This is a genomic window from Acetobacterium wieringae, from assembly GCF_023700225.1.
In the GTDB taxonomy this organism is placed as follows: Bacteria; Bacillota; Clostridia; order Eubacteriales; family Eubacteriaceae; genus Acetobacterium; species Acetobacterium wieringae.
Genome location: NZ_CP097897.1, coordinates 1,818,429 through 1,833,876 on the forward strand (window position 1 = coordinate 1,818,429; position 15,448 = coordinate 1,833,876).

Annotated in this window: 18 protein-coding genes and 2 riboswitches; of the genes, 2 read left to right on the top strand and 16 right to left on the bottom strand. The window is 39.2% G+C overall.

Going from position 1 to position 15,448, the window contains the following annotated elements:
• Positions 1-16: 16 nt before the first annotated feature.
• The 15 genes from CHL1_RS08880 to CHL1_RS08950 form a co-directional block, all read right to left on the bottom strand.
• Entirely contained in the window at positions 17-883 is an 867-nt protein-coding gene (locus CHL1_RS08880; RefSeq protein WP_148637088.1) for a universal stress protein, read from the bottom strand.
• 93 nt (positions 884-976) lie between these two features.
• Entirely contained in the window at positions 977-1,897 is a 921-nt protein-coding gene (locus tag CHL1_RS08885) for a hypothetical protein (RefSeq protein ID WP_148637089.1), read from the bottom strand.
• A 21-nt stretch (positions 1,898-1,918) separates the two neighbouring features.
• Complete coding sequence (locus tag CHL1_RS08890) at positions 1,919-2,266, bottom strand: DUF192 domain-containing protein (RefSeq protein WP_148637090.1); 348 nt, start codon at positions 2,264-2,266, stop codon at positions 1,919-1,921.
• A gap of 12 nt (positions 2,267-2,278) precedes the next feature.
• Positions 2,279-3,193: a type II secretion system F family protein gene (locus CHL1_RS08895; RefSeq protein ID WP_250936144.1), complete on the bottom strand. Its 915-nt coding sequence runs from the start codon at positions 3,191-3,193 to the stop codon at positions 2,279-2,281.
• A 32-nt stretch (positions 3,194-3,225) separates the two neighbouring features.
• On the bottom strand, positions 3,226-4,158 hold the full coding sequence (locus CHL1_RS08900; RefSeq protein WP_250936145.1) for a type II secretion system F family protein: 933 nt from the start codon (positions 4,156-4,158) through the stop codon (positions 3,226-3,228).
• Between the two features lie 23 nt (positions 4,159-4,181).
• Complete coding sequence (locus tag CHL1_RS08905) at positions 4,182-5,525, bottom strand: TadA family conjugal transfer-associated ATPase (RefSeq protein WP_250936147.1); 1,344 nt, start codon at positions 5,523-5,525, stop codon at positions 4,182-4,184.
• Between the two features lie 30 nt (positions 5,526-5,555).
• The gene (locus tag CHL1_RS18335) at positions 5,556-6,707 is read right to left on the bottom strand and encodes a CpaE/TadZ family protein (RefSeq protein ID WP_276520487.1); all 1,152 of its coding nucleotides are present in this window, start codon (positions 6,705-6,707) and stop codon (positions 5,556-5,558) included.
• Between the two features lie 54 nt (positions 6,708-6,761).
• On the bottom strand, positions 6,762-7,439 hold the full coding sequence (cpaB, locus tag CHL1_RS08915; RefSeq protein ID WP_250936149.1) for a Flp pilus assembly protein CpaB: 678 nt from the start codon (positions 7,437-7,439) through the stop codon (positions 6,762-6,764).
• A 68-nt stretch (positions 7,440-7,507) separates the two neighbouring features.
• Complete coding sequence (locus CHL1_RS08920; RefSeq protein WP_250936263.1) at positions 7,508-8,452, bottom strand: pilus assembly protein TadG-related protein; 945 nt, start codon at positions 8,450-8,452, stop codon at positions 7,508-7,510.
• Between the two features lie 80 nt (positions 8,453-8,532).
• Positions 8,533-8,943 (bottom strand): TadE/TadG family type IV pilus assembly protein, encoded by a 411-nt coding sequence (locus CHL1_RS08925; protein ID WP_250936151.1) that lies wholly within the window; start codon positions 8,941-8,943, stop codon positions 8,533-8,535.
• Positions 8,944-9,116: 173 nt separating this feature from the next.
• On the bottom strand, positions 9,117-9,284 hold the full coding sequence (locus tag CHL1_RS08930; protein ID WP_250936153.1) for a Flp family type IVb pilin: 168 nt from the start codon (positions 9,282-9,284) through the stop codon (positions 9,117-9,119).
• A 56-nt stretch (positions 9,285-9,340) separates the two neighbouring features.
• Positions 9,341-9,508: a Flp family type IVb pilin gene (locus CHL1_RS08935; protein WP_084633730.1), complete on the bottom strand. Its 168-nt coding sequence runs from the start codon at positions 9,506-9,508 to the stop codon at positions 9,341-9,343.
• A 60-nt stretch (positions 9,509-9,568) separates the two neighbouring features.
• Positions 9,569-9,736, bottom strand: coding sequence for a Flp family type IVb pilin (locus CHL1_RS08940; protein ID WP_250936154.1), 168 nt, complete (start codon positions 9,734-9,736; stop codon positions 9,569-9,571).
• Between the two features lie 52 nt (positions 9,737-9,788).
• Entirely contained in the window at positions 9,789-9,956 is a 168-nt protein-coding gene (locus tag CHL1_RS08945) for a Flp family type IVb pilin (protein ID WP_250936156.1), read from the bottom strand.
• 177 nt (positions 9,957-10,133) lie between these two features.
• The gene (locus CHL1_RS08950) at positions 10,134-10,688 is read right to left on the bottom strand and encodes a prepilin peptidase (RefSeq protein ID WP_250936157.1); all 555 of its coding nucleotides are present in this window, start codon (positions 10,686-10,688) and stop codon (positions 10,134-10,136) included.
• Between the two features lie 79 nt (positions 10,689-10,767).
• Positions 10,768-10,852, bottom strand: a riboswitch (cyclic di-GMP riboswitch).
• A gap of 79 nt (positions 10,853-10,931) precedes the next feature.
• Positions 10,932-11,016, bottom strand: a riboswitch (cyclic di-GMP riboswitch).
• Positions 11,017-11,501: 485 nt separating this feature from the next.
• Here CHL1_RS08950 and CHL1_RS08955 point away from each other — a divergent pair.
• Both CHL1_RS08955 and CHL1_RS08960 read left to right on the top strand, forming a co-directional pair.
• A complete protein-coding gene (locus CHL1_RS08955) occupies positions 11,502-11,840 on the top strand; it encodes a DUF2325 domain-containing protein (RefSeq protein ID WP_070372225.1) in 339 nt (112 codons plus the stop codon).
• On the top strand, positions 11,837-12,394 hold the full coding sequence (locus CHL1_RS08960) for a DUF3793 family protein (RefSeq protein ID WP_250936159.1): 558 nt from the start codon (positions 11,837-11,839) through the stop codon (positions 12,392-12,394). Before CHL1_RS08955 ends, CHL1_RS08960 begins: the two co-directional genes overlap by 4 nt.
• Before the next feature lie 107 nt (positions 12,395-12,501).
• Here CHL1_RS08960 and CHL1_RS08965 read toward each other — a convergent pair whose 3' ends face one another.
• Complete coding sequence (locus CHL1_RS08965) at positions 12,502-15,429, bottom strand: EAL domain-containing protein (RefSeq protein ID WP_250936161.1); 2,928 nt, start codon at positions 15,427-15,429, stop codon at positions 12,502-12,504.
• Positions 15,430-15,448: the final 19 nt, after the last annotated feature.

A 15,448-nucleotide genomic window follows, 5' to 3' on the forward strand; every position in this document is an offset into this window, starting at 1 on the left:
GTTTTACTAAAATTTTCTAATCTGCCCGATTGCCAGGAATCAAAAGAACCGATGCAGAAGCATGACGGACAATATTATGGCTGACACTGCCCAAGAAAATTTCTTTAATAAAGCCTCGCCCCTGGGTGCCCATCACAATCATGGGAATTCGTTCCTCATCAACCAACTTAATAATCTCTGAAGTGGGTGCTCCGTAACGGATCTTTATTTCTACTTCAACTGTGTTGAGAAGTTGCAATTCATCTTTAAGCTTCTGGAGGCGACTATTGTCTATTTCATTGAACTCAACCAGTCGATGGAGCAGATATGGATTTATTTTGGATTCATCCTGAATATGAAAAATCGTCACCTTATTGACACCTTGTTTGACCATTTCTTTAACATATTCAAAGGCAATATCGGCATTTTCCGAAAAATCGGTGGGAAACAAGATATGATCAATTTGATCATTTGAATTTCTGACCGTTTGATCCTGATGATTGTCCTTAACGAGCATGATGGGTTTTGTCGAACCATAGATTATATCGTAAGCAACCCCACCTAAAAAAAGGGCACCTACCATGGAGTGCTTTTCAGCTCCGACAACAATTACTGCGTAATCACCGTCTTGGGCAATCTGATTAATTTCACTTTTTAAATTGCCGGAAATGATTTGAGTTTTTACGGTAAATCCCTGCTCAGTTAGGATCTCAGACTGATTTTTCAGGTTCTCATTAAATATGGATGTTAAATAGGAGGAAACACCAGAGTCAACGTCATGGGGATTAAAACATTGAAGCAGTAAACATTCCGTCGCACCCAGAGCACGAAGACTTCTGATACATTTCACCATCTCATTCGATGCGTTGGAAACCTCGGAAACAACGATTATCTTTTCAAACATATCAATCCTCCATAATTATAAAATAAAGTTACTATTTTATTTATAACCTTTTGCGAATTGATTAAACGCATAATCAAAAATTGTGTCTATTTTTTACTGGCTTTGAATCGTATCGATCAGTAACATGTTTTTTAGTGTTATGAAGTCGTCACCCTCTGTCTCGATCAGATGCAACGAATTGATCATGTTTTCTGAGAGCTTAGCCAGGGTTATCTGATGATTCTTTATGAACGCATCCGTTTTTGACTGATACGTAGAAATTGCTTGCTGAATCTTCTGATTGGCAGTTTCCTCCAGTGTTGCTATTTGCGCTTTGAGGAGCATCACTTCATCGGATAGTTGTTCATTCGTTTTGATTAACTGATTATTTTCAGTGATTAACGCACGACGTTCTTTAAGAATGTCCTCATACTGATATTTTAGGACATCCTTTTCCGGCAGCTGTTGATCAGCCGAACCGCTTGCTGGTGTTATCTCGCTCAGATTGGTGCTGGCATAGGCTTCAAGTTCAGTACTTAACTCCCGAACCATCGCCTTAAGCTGATCCAGTTGCGCTTTCATTTCTTGGCTTTCCTGCTCATAACTCAAGTATTCTTCGAGTTTAGTTTGTGAGTTGATGGCGGCGTCGCCAGGATGCGTATCAATAACTTCAACCGGTTGCGGCACCGGGTTAATACTCAGTTCATTAACCAGGCGATTCAATTCTTCGTTTTCTCTTTTTAATGCATCAATTTGATTTGCCATTTCACCTTTTGAACTTTTACAGAGATTATACATTTCGCCGTATTGATCCCGTTCCTGTTTTAACATCGTTATCATGGCAGCGTATTCTTCAAGTCGATTATTAAAGGATTCCTCGGCACTGCTTAAGCTATCGGTTAGATTGTCAATATACTCGGTGACCTGTTTTTTGTTGTATCCGCCCATTTCTTTTCCAAAAGATAATTTTGTTTTTGATTTTACTGACTTATCTCTGAGCTCATCTAAGGTTAGTTGTTCGGATTTTTTTGCCATGATTTATTATACCTTTCTAAATTATTGACTGACGACAAGACGCTGATTGACTTCCAGGTGATATTTTTGACAGGAGCCCGATTGAAGCTCCAGTACCCAGTATGCATTTTTAACATGGGGACTGACTTTTCCCGGCCTCATGTGGTGTTCCAGATGTAGGATCTTGCCATCTTTTGAGAAAAAGATCACATCAATCGGAAATTTCATCCCAAAGGTATGAACCTGATTGCATTTTTTGAGTAAGAGTCCCTGGTTATCAGCTAATTCGGTGGTTCTTAATAAACCGACCAATCGGGTGACGAAGTTATCTGCGACTTGTATTTCACTAAACAGGAGTGTGTCATTTTTAAAAATACGACATGTTTTCATTTATTATACCCCTTAACCAAACTGTTTAACAAGCTGTAAAATTGTTGGCCCCAAAAGAACAATAAATAGTACCGGAAGAACGAAAAAAACCAGTGGAATCATCATTTTGACCGGTGCTTTCATGGCTTTTTCTTCGGCTCGTTGTCTTCTTTTTATTCGCAATTCTTCGGATTGTGCTTTCAAGACATGATTAATGGGAATTCCCAATTGTTCCGCCTGAATAATTGAACCCACAAAGGTTTTTAATTCTTCAACCGAATTACGATCAGCCAAGCTTTTGAGGGCATCTTTGCGGGGCTTTCCATAGTTAATTTCAGAATGAACAATATTCAGTTCGGCAACCAGAACGCCACTTAAACGCTCGCCAATTTTAATAAGCGCCGAATCAAAACCCAGTCCCGCTTCCATGGTGACACAAAGGATATCCATAATATCCGGCAATTCATTGGAAATTGCGCCTTGACGTTTGTTTATTTTGAGTTTTAAAAAAACAACCGGTGCGATAATTCCCAATAACATACAGACGAAAACAAATAATAATTCATTTAAAATATTCCAGCGGGTGAACAAAGTTATAAAAAATGCACCAATAAAAAAGCCACCAAAAACAATAATCCGGATCGCATTGTATTCATTGACGGCAAGCTGAAGTCCGGCGAGTCTGAGATTTGTCTCGGTTTTTTTATTTGAGGCACTCCCTTTTTTGGGAAACAGTGATGATATTTTTTTAATTAACGATTGGTAAATGGGCAGAATGACCCGTTGAAAAAAAGGTTTCTCAAACTCATCATCAAGATCATTTTTGTTTCTTTTTTTAATCGAACCGAGTCTTTTCCTTTTGGTATCGGCAATGCTCGCCTGATTGTAAAACATGATTAGAATCAGGATAAAAATCAGTGATGAAACACTGATCACCAAAAAAAACATCTGCGTCACCTCATTTCTTTACGATTTAATCGTCAAAATTTTATATTGACGATTCTTCGGATAATCAGATAGCCAATTACTTCCATTACAATAGCAATGACTACCATGGCAATACCGAGATTGGATTCAAAGAATATGGTTACATAATCGGGATTAAATAACAAAAACACAAGTATAATTACCAAGGGCATTAAACCCACCACAAGACCTGAGGTTCTGGCAGTTGCTGTCAAAACTTTGAGCTCATTTTTTATTTTAAACCGTTCTTTGATGGTTCCCGAAATATTGGTTAAAATTTCTGAGAGATTCCCGCCGGTCTGGCGCTGTATCAGAATTGCTGAAACAATCATCATGAAATTCTGACTGCCAATTTTGTCAGATAACCGGGTTAAAGACGTTTCAATGGAGCTGCCTAATTTTAACTCCTTAACAACCCGGCCAAATTCTTCCGAAATGGGGTTTGGCATTTCAGTTGATATGCTGACTAACGCCTGCTGAAAGGTGAGACCAGCTTTCAAACAACTGCTCATGATACTGATGGCATCAATTAGTTGCTGTTCAAACAGTTCGACTCGAGTTGCCCGTTTTTTATTCACATAAAGCGGCGGTACCAATAACCCAAATAGCAGTAAAATAATTGAAAAGATAATATTGCCGCCCAGCATAAACACCAGGGTTGAGGGAATCATCGACAAGCCAATCCAGAGAAGCAGAAATTCAGAAGGTCGGATCAGAATACCAGACATTGACAAATCATTTTCCAGTTTTTTAAGCACCTTGTGTTTGGATTTTTCCCGACTTTTTCGGGCTTTTTTTAAATTTGTCAAGTCGGTTGCACTCAGGCTTGTCAGGCCGTTAAACCGCTTTTGCATCTGGCGTTGATCCGCTGAAATGGCGTAAAGCAACAGCAATACCAGAAAAAATACTGTAAGCATCATTAATAAGGTGACGATGATCGCATTCATTGCATTACTCCGTATAAACTCATTTACTCGATGAACCAATCATCATTAATCATTACACCATTATGAGCAATTTTCTCTAAACATCGGGGCTTGATCCCCATGCTTTTAAAGCGTCCTTTGAATTTTCCATCGGTGTCCAATTGTCCGGTCATTTCATAGCTGAAAATGTCCTGCATAACAATGACATCTCCTTCAAGACCCGTAACCTCTGTAATATTTACCACCTTTCGGGTTCCATCCCGGAGTCGTGATTGCTGGATGATGATGTCAATGGCTGAGGTCGTCTGATCTCGGATTGCCCGCAACGGCAAATCCATCCCTGACATCAAAACCATCGTCTCGATACGAGACAGAGAGTCTCTTGGTGAATTGGCATGAATGGTGGTCAATGAACCGTCATGGCCAGTGTTCATAGCCTGAAGCATATCGATGGTTTCTGCCGAACGAACCTCTCCGACAATGATCCGATCCGGCCGCATTCGCAGGGCATTGACGACCAGTTCCCGAATTGAGACCTTTCCTCGTCCTTCCAGATTGGATGGTCGACTTTCCAGGGTAATCACATGATCCTGTAACAGCCGCAGTTCGGCCGAGTCCTCAATGGTGATAATCCGTTCATTATCTGGAATAAAGCTGGAGAGTACATTGAGCATGGTTGTTTTTCCGCTGCCGGTTCCGCCTGATACAATAATGTTCAGTTTGCCCTTAACACAGGCTTCCAAAAACGACAGCATTTTTTTTGATATTGATCCAAAACCCAATAATTGATCAGTGGTAATTGGCTTTTTGGAAAATTTTCGAATGGTAATAACCGGCCCGACCAGAGAAAGCGGTGGAATCACCACGTTGACCCGGGAACCATCTTTTAACCGGGCATCGACCATCGGACTGGACTCATCGATGTGACGGCCTACCGAAGATACAATCCGGTCAATCACGTTCATCACATGCTGATTGTCCTTGAAGACCACCGGCGATAATTGAATCTTCCCCTTTTTTTCAATATAGACCCGGTTATAACCGTTAACCATGATCTCGGAAATATCCGGATCATTTAAAAGCACTTCCAGCGGTCCATAGCCGATAATCTCATTGAGTAATTCTTCGGTAATACGGCTGCGATCCAGGCGGTTGACATTTTCCGCTTCAACCGCCATGACATTTTCCAGGATTCGCAGGATTTCGATGGGATTTTCTTTGCCGACCGTGTCAACCTTACTGCTATTGATTTCATTAATTACTTCCTGGTGAACCCGATTTTTCAGATCCTGATGGATATCAACATGTATAATGTCTTTCTTTCCTTCTTCCTGATCCTTGTCTTTTTGTCCCAGTCGTTGTTGTTCCATTCTTTCCAGCAGTCCCATTTTTTTACCTCTTTTATCGATTCTTTCTTTTTAACTAACTCGATGGTCAATGGTATTGACGATATATTGCGCCAGTTTTTTTAGGTTCTTGCTAATTTCCGACTTAGGTGCGTCCAAGACAACGGGGATTCCCTTGTTATGAGCGGTTGTCGCTGTCTTGAAATCAAAAACGATGGTATTTTTAACCGGTTCATTTAAAACCCGCTGCATATCCTTTAAGCTGATCAATCCCTTTGTTATCCGATTGATCACCAGTTCCGTTTTTTCTTTCTGTTGCAGGGACTCTAGAATATTGAGGGTAATTTTGGTGTTGCGCAAGGTTGAGATATCCTGAACAGTAATTAACAGTACCAGGTTTGAATTCTCGATGGCTGCCATGGTAATGTCACTAAACACCGGTGCGGTATCAATCAGAATATAGTCATAAAAGGGCCGCATGGTATTAATCATGGTTTCGATGTTTTTAGGGGTTACATATTCGGCATATTCGGGACTTTTGGGGGCACAGACAATGCTGACCCCGGAAAAATGCAAGGCCATCATCCGTTTGATGGCGTCAATATCACCGGCATCGTTGCCCTGTGATAATTCAGAAATAGTATCCTTCGGGTCAATATCAAAGTAAACATTGACATCCCCAAATTGGAGATCAGCATCGATTACCGCGACCTTCTTACCCATTTTTGCCAGCGATACCGCTAAATTTATAGCAATGGTTGTCTTACCAATCCCGCCTTTGGCACCAAATACCGTAATTATCCGGGATTGCATATTATTGGATGCCGTGATATCCGCATTTTCCAAACGGGATTTTTCCATGTAATGAGCCAATTCGATGTTTTCCTGTAACGTTTCAGCATCAATGGGGAACTGTAGTACTTTGCGGATCCCGGCCAACATGACTTTTTCGATCATGCTTACATCAAAACTGTCACAGATGAGAATTACTGCACATCCGGGAATTCGGATATATATTTTTTCAGCCAAATCGATGGCTGCTTTGTAGTCATCTTCACATTGAATAATCAACACATGGGGCTTCAAACTGATGGATTTCTCCAGAACACTTTCATCCTGTTTTGAGAAACCGATAAATGCCACGCTGTCGCTGCGAAGCAGACTTTTAATTTCATAGATCCGATTGTCATTATTTCCAACAATCATTACCTTTATCTTTTCCATGGCGTTTACCCCATTTTATTCTATAGTATATAAATTATTAGTCGTTAGTACCGCTTAGTTTAAAGGCATGAAGGGCTTTGGTCCTAATATGGCCTTGTCAACCGGTGAGCGGAGCACCAGACGATACTTAGTCGTTTGTTCAATTGACAACGCATAGGTAATTTTTTCAACCTCGGTTGCTGGAATCGAGACCGTTACCGAGGTGTATTCCCCACCTTTGTCGCCAGTGCTCTTGGGGCCAATTTCCAGAATTTCAATATTTTCGACAACATACTGTGAAACGACATCTTTTTCTTTTGTGATCCAAATTGTGACAAGATCAACACGATCTCCCTTGACTAAATAGCCGCCTACCCCTTTTTCTTCATCGACCAGAATGGTCAGGGCCCGATAATTTGGTTCAATGGCGTAGGATAAATTATTATTTTCCTGATTGGTATCACTTAAACGACTGGTCAGGATCTGTTCATTGGCCTCAATGTTTTCCTTGGTGATACGCCCCAGAACATCCTCCGGATTGGCAATTGACAGTTGGTGAACCATCTCAATTGGTACTTCTTCGGTTGTTAGCATCTCTTTTTCAATGACGGTTCCCTTGGGAATGGCCTGAGTTGCCAAAACAACGGGCTGTGTCGCCTGGTCTTTGCCTTTTTGTAGGGAGATTGCAAATTGAAAAACTGCAAATCCGGTGATCACCGATACGATCAATGCAATTATTACGAGTTTTTTCATCGATTTCTCCATTCAACTGATTAATGGGTTTATAAATAATATTTACCCAAAATACCGATAGTTATTAATTATTCGGACAGGATCAGGTTATATAATCCAAAATCCCCTTCGGTTCCTTCCCCAACATTATTTCCTGAAGAGGCACCATTTGATACCATATTTAAAAAGGAGCCGGTGATGTAGCCATCATTAGTCTGATTTTCCAGTAAAAATGCAGCAAACCCTTCGACAACTACGGTTTTTTTGTCGGTACCAAAAGAATAAACAGGTACTTTTACAATTCTCGGGCAAGATGGCTCGAAATCTTCGGCGGTACAACCGGAACCGCCAACTTGAGCTCCAAAATGGGTACAGGCATTGTATCGTTCATCAAACCCTTGATAAGTCGGTCCCACCATGTTGCCACTTTCTTCCAGAAGGATATCACCGACGCTGATTTCTCCGGCATAACCCTGAGAAATCCAGATTCGATAATCACTGGCACCGCCGCCTTGTCCATCCAGATCGAGGGCTCCAAAGAAAGATGTTGATCCGCCATGAACCCCATATTTTAGCGTCACATGCGTTAAATTGTTGTTGGCAATTCGGGATTCAATTTCTTCTTTAGTCAAGCCAATGGGAACAACTCCTGTCGTTCGATTGATCGGTGATAGTTTTGCCACCGCACTTCTGGAAAGATCCAAATAATCAATCCCAAATATTTTAGCAAAGTACATCGGTACGGAATTATCAACAATTACTTTTATCTCAGTGTATTGGCCATTTCTGACCTTCCCCAGAATAACATCATCCTGAGTCAGGTCTTCAAATCCGTTCAGACTGGCATAATTGATGGCACTGTTTTTGATCTGATTTACTTTTGCCGTATTGCCGATTGGAACCGGCAACAACCGTCCCGATGAGTATACGGCTGCATCCGCAGCTTTTTGCTGTTCTCCGGTACTTAAAAACGCCAACCCCAGATCAATAACTAATGCCAGCATTCCCATGATAAATACCATCGAAACAGCCACAATAATCAACGCATCACCTTGTTCGGATTTTTTTATCCGCTTAAAGGGAATTTTTTTAATAAGTTAATTATCCGTCTCATTTATTCCACCTTCATGGTACAGGATGAAGAAAGATTCATCGTTTCACCCTGAACAAAGACGCCAACAATCGGGGTCAAAATATTCACATCATCACTGATAACGATAATTACATCACCAAGACGGGGGTTTGATGCATTTGTAAACGTGATGCTGATGTCTACAGTGTCGGCAATGTTCTCAGGAGCAATTATCCGAATATGCTCTTCTATCGCCACTTTACTAGTAGAATGTACGATTGCATAGCGTGCGCCTTCTCTTGCGGCATAATCAATACTGTTCTGATTCATAAACAGCCAACCAAAATCGATGATTGCGCACAAAATCATAATCAAAATTGGCAGGGTGATCGCAAGCTCAACAATTGCTTGCCCGTCTTCTTTTTTAAACCGTTTGATTATGTTTGCAAACATTTTTCCTCCCTGATCATTCATCCTGAAGATCTGATTTATTTAACTGTAACTGGAGCAGATCGTTTAACCGACTAAAAAAGGCATATTGATTACGTCCGGCAGAAATCTCCACTTTGACGTTGCCAATATGCCACTGGTTTCTTCACAGTAAACACAATAACTACCTGTAGGCTTTATGCTGCTAATTGGGTTCCGATATCCGTAAAGAATTGACCAATTTGAGGGCCCAGTAACCAGATGGCAGCAATGGCAGCCAATGCAATCCCGGCAATAATCAAACCATACTCAACCATACCCTGTCCATCTTCTTCTCTAATCATGTGTGATAATCCGTTTTTCATTTTATTTTCTCCTTTTATTTAGTATCTTCGATAAATTTCTATTGATCTATTATCGTTTAAGCCGCTAATTGAGTACCGATATCGGTAAAGAACTGACCAATTTGTGGACCCAGTAACCAGATGGCAGCAATGGCAGCCAATGCAATCCCGGCAATAATCAAACCGTACTCAACCATACCCTGTCCATCTTCTTCTCTGATCATGCGTGACAATCCGTTTTTCATTTCTTTCTTCTCCTTTAAATTTTTTTAAATCGTGCTTAATTTCTTGAACAGTCTACTTCATTATGCAGCCATCTGCGTGCCGATATCCGTAAAGAATTGACTGATTTGCGGCCCCAGCAGCCAAATGGCGGCAATGGCAGCCAATGCAATCCCGGCAATAATCAAGCCATACTCAACCATACCCTGTCCGTCTTCTTCTCTGATCATGTGCATCAATTGATTTCTCATTTCAGTTTCTCCTTCAATATTTTATATTTGTTAGTCAAACTAATTAGAATCATTATGCTGCTAACTGAGTGCCGATATCTGTAAACATTTGCCCGATTTGCGGCCCCAGCAGCCAAATGGCGGCAATGGCAGCCAATGCAATCCCTGCGATAATTAAGCCATATTCAACCATGCCCTGTCCATCTTCTTCTCTGATCATGCGTGATAATCCTTTTTTCATTTTTTCTTCTCCCTTTTAAAAATTTTTCGTAATCGTTACCAAGTAAACTTGCTTTAAAACAACATTCCAAAATCTATCAGATGATTTGTGTTGATAAGATTTAAAATTAATACGGATACAAAACTGGAAGCCATAAATGGTCCCAGGGCGACCTTTGATTTCAAATTACCTTTTCGTCTAATGATCAGGTATGCTGTATAGATCATCAGAAAAAAAGTCATTATCATAATCGCAGAAATTATTCCATAAACACCCAAACAAAAACCAACCGCAGCAGGCATATTTTACGTCTCCCCAACCAGCGCCCTTTCCAATTATTGCTGGTAAAAAGAATATAATAAAACCAATTACTAAACCAAAGATATTCATTCCAATACTGGCAATCGGTTGCCCGGTAATGATGAAGGCACCGCCCACGAATATCGTCATTAATACCAGCTCATTGGGGATTTTTTTAATGCTGATGTCTACAGCAGAAAGAATGACACAGATTGAAAAGAGCAACATACATTCCAATGTTTTTGGTTCAAGTCCGTTGAGTTTTACAAAGACTAACCAGATGGTTGCGTTAAGCATCGCCCAAAATATTGTATCTGTAACACTACCGGATAACTGATGGTTGGTCAAGGTCTTGACTCGCTGTCTGACTAAATAATCAGTCGTTTTTTTCATTAATACTCCCGTCACTGCTCCAATTATAAAAACTTCTGCAGTTATCAGTAATTGATCCATCAGTATCCTCCATTCGTTTTTTGCAATAAAAAAGCAACGATTTACTCGTTGCAATTAAGGCGAATTAAATACACCTATAATCTGCAACTGGCTGTCATATAAATACTTATTTAGACCCTATAGCTTTGCGTCCTTACCTTTCGATAAGTTTGCCAAATATTAAATTGACCAACAACTGAATCGTATAGAATAAAAAAACAACGCATTGACACGTTGCATTATAATCATCATTAAAAAATGTGGTTGTGCAACTGGCTGTCATATAAATAATTACTTAGACCCTAAAGCTTTGCGTCCTTACCTTTCGATAAGTTTGCTAAATATTCTATTGGCATCATGATAAGGCATATATTATCAATTGTCAAGTGAATATTTTGCGAATTATTTTTTTTATTATATTTGCAGCAGTAATATTTTGCTCAAAATACTATAGATTACTACTGACATTAAATATAAGATATTCATTATATGCGCCGATGTTTCTTGTGCATCACTCGACTTTTGATTAATATTGTTGTGCAATTTTGTGATATTATTATCAATCATCAATTGTATTATAATAATCTAATGTTGCAGCCGTTTTTTTGATGATCAATGTTATTTCGCGAAAACTGTTAATCAATATAAAGTCAATGCTTAAAATACTGTATGTTGATTTATGCGGTATAATATTTAAATATGAGCTTTGTAGTCAGCCATAAAAACCAATAATAATTCCTTAATAAATGTTTAAAAATAATTGACAGCTGCTCCGAATTGTGATAAGTTATAATCAGTTAGTTATAACTAACACATGGGGATGGAGGGCACCAAATGAGCATTGTTATTATTGGCGGAAATGATCGCATGATTTATCAATATAAAGATTTATGCAAAGAATATGATTGTCGGGCTAAGGTTTTCACCCAAATGCAGGGTGCAATGAAAAAAAAAATCGGCGTCCCAGATTTGATTGTATTATTTACTGGGACGGTTTCGCATAAAATGGTAAACTGTGCGACCGATGAGGCAAAAAGACTAAATTTGCCCCTGGCACGGTCACATAGCAGCAGTTTGGCTGCATTACGAAACATTCTGGAGGAGCATTGTGCTCAATGTAAGAATTGCGATGGCTGTGTTTTAAAATCGCATACCCGGAAGATGTCGTCATGAACAAGTTCGAGAGAGAATTGATACGCCACTGTTCGCCTACATTAGCCGGAATGAAAACTGGTAATTTATTCAGTTATCCATTTACCAGCTATTGCCAACTCGCAGAGCAGCTGGAGCAGTGTAATAATACGTTGAATGCTCGTGGGGTTTATCTGGAGGTACTGAGGATAAATGCCAGTCGGGTTTTAATCTATGTTTATCGTCAAAGTCGACTGCTCAAAGACTTTTCATGTCCGCGGGTGGACAGCTTTCTTCAGGACATTGGTTATCGTACCGAGGATTTGAAATCTTGTCTGGAATTTTTATCCAAGCGGATTCAAGATTCCAGCGAATTTCCCCACGAGATTGGCTTGTTTTTAAGTTATCCGTTTGAAGATGTTCAGGGATTTATCGAGCATGAAGGAAAAAATTGTAAATATTGTGGTTGTTGGAAAGTATATTGCAATGAAAACGAAGCAATCAAACTTTTCAACAAATATAAAAAATGTACGCAAGCTTACTATCGACGATTGCTCAGTGGGTCATCACTTAGGAGATTGACTGTTGCTGCCTAACTAAAAATTTGACTGTTGTAATTGCTCTGTCAAAGGCCATCCATTTGCTATTGGCAAAAATGGATGGCCTTCTTAAATAATTTTGTTTTTATCAATGATTTATGGGTTTAATTTTCATCAGTTATTTCAAAGATATGATTAAAAATATTTTCTATCGCTGCTGAATCCAGCGGTTTACTGAAAAGATAGCCCTGAATATAGTTGCAACCGCCACGCTTTAATTGCCAATATTGATCCCAATCTTCAATCCCCTCTGCGGTGATTTCTAGCTTTAGACTATGTGCCAATGAAATTAGACTATCCATGACCTGATTGTTTTTGAGGTTTAGAAACTTATCATTGATGGATTTATCCAACTTAACCTTATCAACTGGTATATATGTCAGATAATTCAGAGATGAATAGCCGGTACCAAAGTCATCCAGGGCGATTTTGAAACCAGCATCTTTTAATCCCTGTAAAAAAAACATCGTTTCATTATCATTCTCCAGCAGAATGCTTTCTGTAATTTCAATTTCAATCATTTCTGGTTTAACTGCATGAGTCCTTATGAGTTGCCCCAGATACGCGATAAAATCTCTATCCTTCAATTGTTTACTGGAATAATTAATCGCAATTATTTTTTCTCCGAGCCCCATATCTCGCCATTTAGCAAATTGTTCAATAGCCGTTTTAGCAACCCAACGACCGATATTGATAATTAGACCCGTATCTTCTGCAACTGGAATAAATTGATCTGGTCGGATATTATGATCTTTAAATCGCAATAATGCTTCGAACCCATGGATTTGAGCTGAACACAAATCGACTTGTGGCTGATACAGAAGTTTGAAACCATCCGTTTCTAAGGCTTCTCGAATAATTGCTTCTATTTCGATTCGGGTATTAATAATATCTTTCATTTCAGAGTAATAAAAGATGTAGTTGTTTTTGCCGCTATGTTTAACATGATACATCGCTGTATCAGCATTCATTATAATTTGATTGATATCACAACTGTCTTCCGGAAAACAGGTTAATCCCATACTGATATTGATATTATTGGCTTTGCCGTTGAGTACAAATGCTTTGTCAAAGGCTGCTTTTATAATTTGAGCGAAATTTTCAACTTCTTGCGTTCCATTAACATTTTTTATTAAAATCAGGAACTCATCTCCGCCAAAACGGGAAACAAACGTCTTTTCATTGGAAAGGTCACTGAGTCGATGAGCAATCATTTTTAAGATCTCATCACCATAGACATGTCCCTGGGTATCATTGATCGCTTTAAAGTTATCGATATCAAACAATAAAACGGCGCCAGGTTTGCCAGATTCCAGTGCATCCGCAAGTTTTTCTAAAAAGCTCATTCGATTTGGCAAATCGGTTAAAAAATCATGGGTAGCAAGGTATTCAATATAGTCCTCCTGTTCCTTCATTCGTGTCGTGTCCATGAGAATTCCATGAATTTGTTTAATAAGACCATTGCCCTGTGATATTCCTCTGCCCCGGAATAGTAGCCATTTTACTTTATTATTCTCATCGTTAATGGGAATCTGAATATCAATTTCATTTTTACGCCCAGCACAGTAGGACTGTATTTCGGATAATAATCTGTTTTTGTGTTCCGGATCGGTTAATCGACTCAATAAATCTTCAAATTTTTCGTTTTCATTGGGGATTCGACTGACATAAGAAAAGTTATCAGATATCAGAATTTCATTAGTATCTAAATCCAATTCCCAAACTGCACTATTTGTAATTTCTGTCGCAATGGCATATTTCTGATTCAGGATTCCGACTTCTTTGAGACTTTTTTCAATGACCTCATACTGAGATCTCAATTTGTCTTCAGTTTTTTCAAGATGATCATTGGTTATTTTTAGACTCTCATAACTTTCCTGTAATTGTTTTTGAATGGCACGTCGTTTTAAATTATCGACGATAAGAATTAATGAAACAGTCAAAAGAAAAAGTATCAGAACCCCGATGCTAACAAAAATTTCCCGATATTTTTCCAGAGGCGAGGGTTCTTTATTAATTAATACAGCATTTTTGGGAATCAGCGACTCGGGAATATTGAATTTTTTAATGAGATCATAATCAAATATATAGTAATAGGGTGTATCCTCAATAAGACCCATTGATTCCACGGACTTGCCATTTAATATATCCATGATTAAATTGCCAGAGATCCGTCCAAAGGCCTCGTAGTCAATCAGTTTTCCGCCCAATATGCCTTCACCAATTCCGCCAATACTGGTTCGATAGACCGGTATGGTGGTATTATCTTTCAAAAACTGATACTGATCGTTTAAGTCTTTGACAACACCGTTTTTGTCCTGGTTCATACTCAGGTATAAAAGAATTGCATCGTCATTAAGATTTTTAAGCACTTCCTCAAACTCAGCAAAGGTATAATCCGATACGTTTAAGACCCGAAAATCAAGATCACTAAATTCACTTTGAGTGGCCAGAAATTGCCCCTGATCACCTTGTCCGGTCAGGGATGAGTCCACAATACCAATAACTTGAGAAGCTTTAGGATTGAATTTATGGGCGATTTTAATCGTTTCGACCATTGAAAATTTCTCGAACATTCCAGTAAAGTAAGGGCTTTCGGCCGCTACTTTCCCCCGCTCGAAATCATTAATTCCGAAAAACACCACCGGTATTTGGGGAAACAGCGTATCGTGATGATCGATCATAAACTGTAAGGCATTATCATCCCCAACGAGCACGGCGTCATAAGGCGGCAGATTTTTTAATTTATAAGCTAGATTTTCATAAAACAGTTGTTTATTCTCTGCAGTATCAAGCCGCTTTGTATCCATATATTCAATATCCAGACTGACTTTCTCATCAAGCGCAGACTGAATCCCCTTAATTTGCAGCGGAACCGTTGGGAAACTTTCACTGTATGAACTGATAAACAACACCCGTTTATTCTCATTAAGGGCATGGCCAATCATTGGAAAACAGAGCAACAAAACCAGGCTCGTAAAAACAACTCCCCATATTACGGTGATGGTGATTTTTTTTAAATGATTTCTCATGGTGAGCTCTCCTTTACTT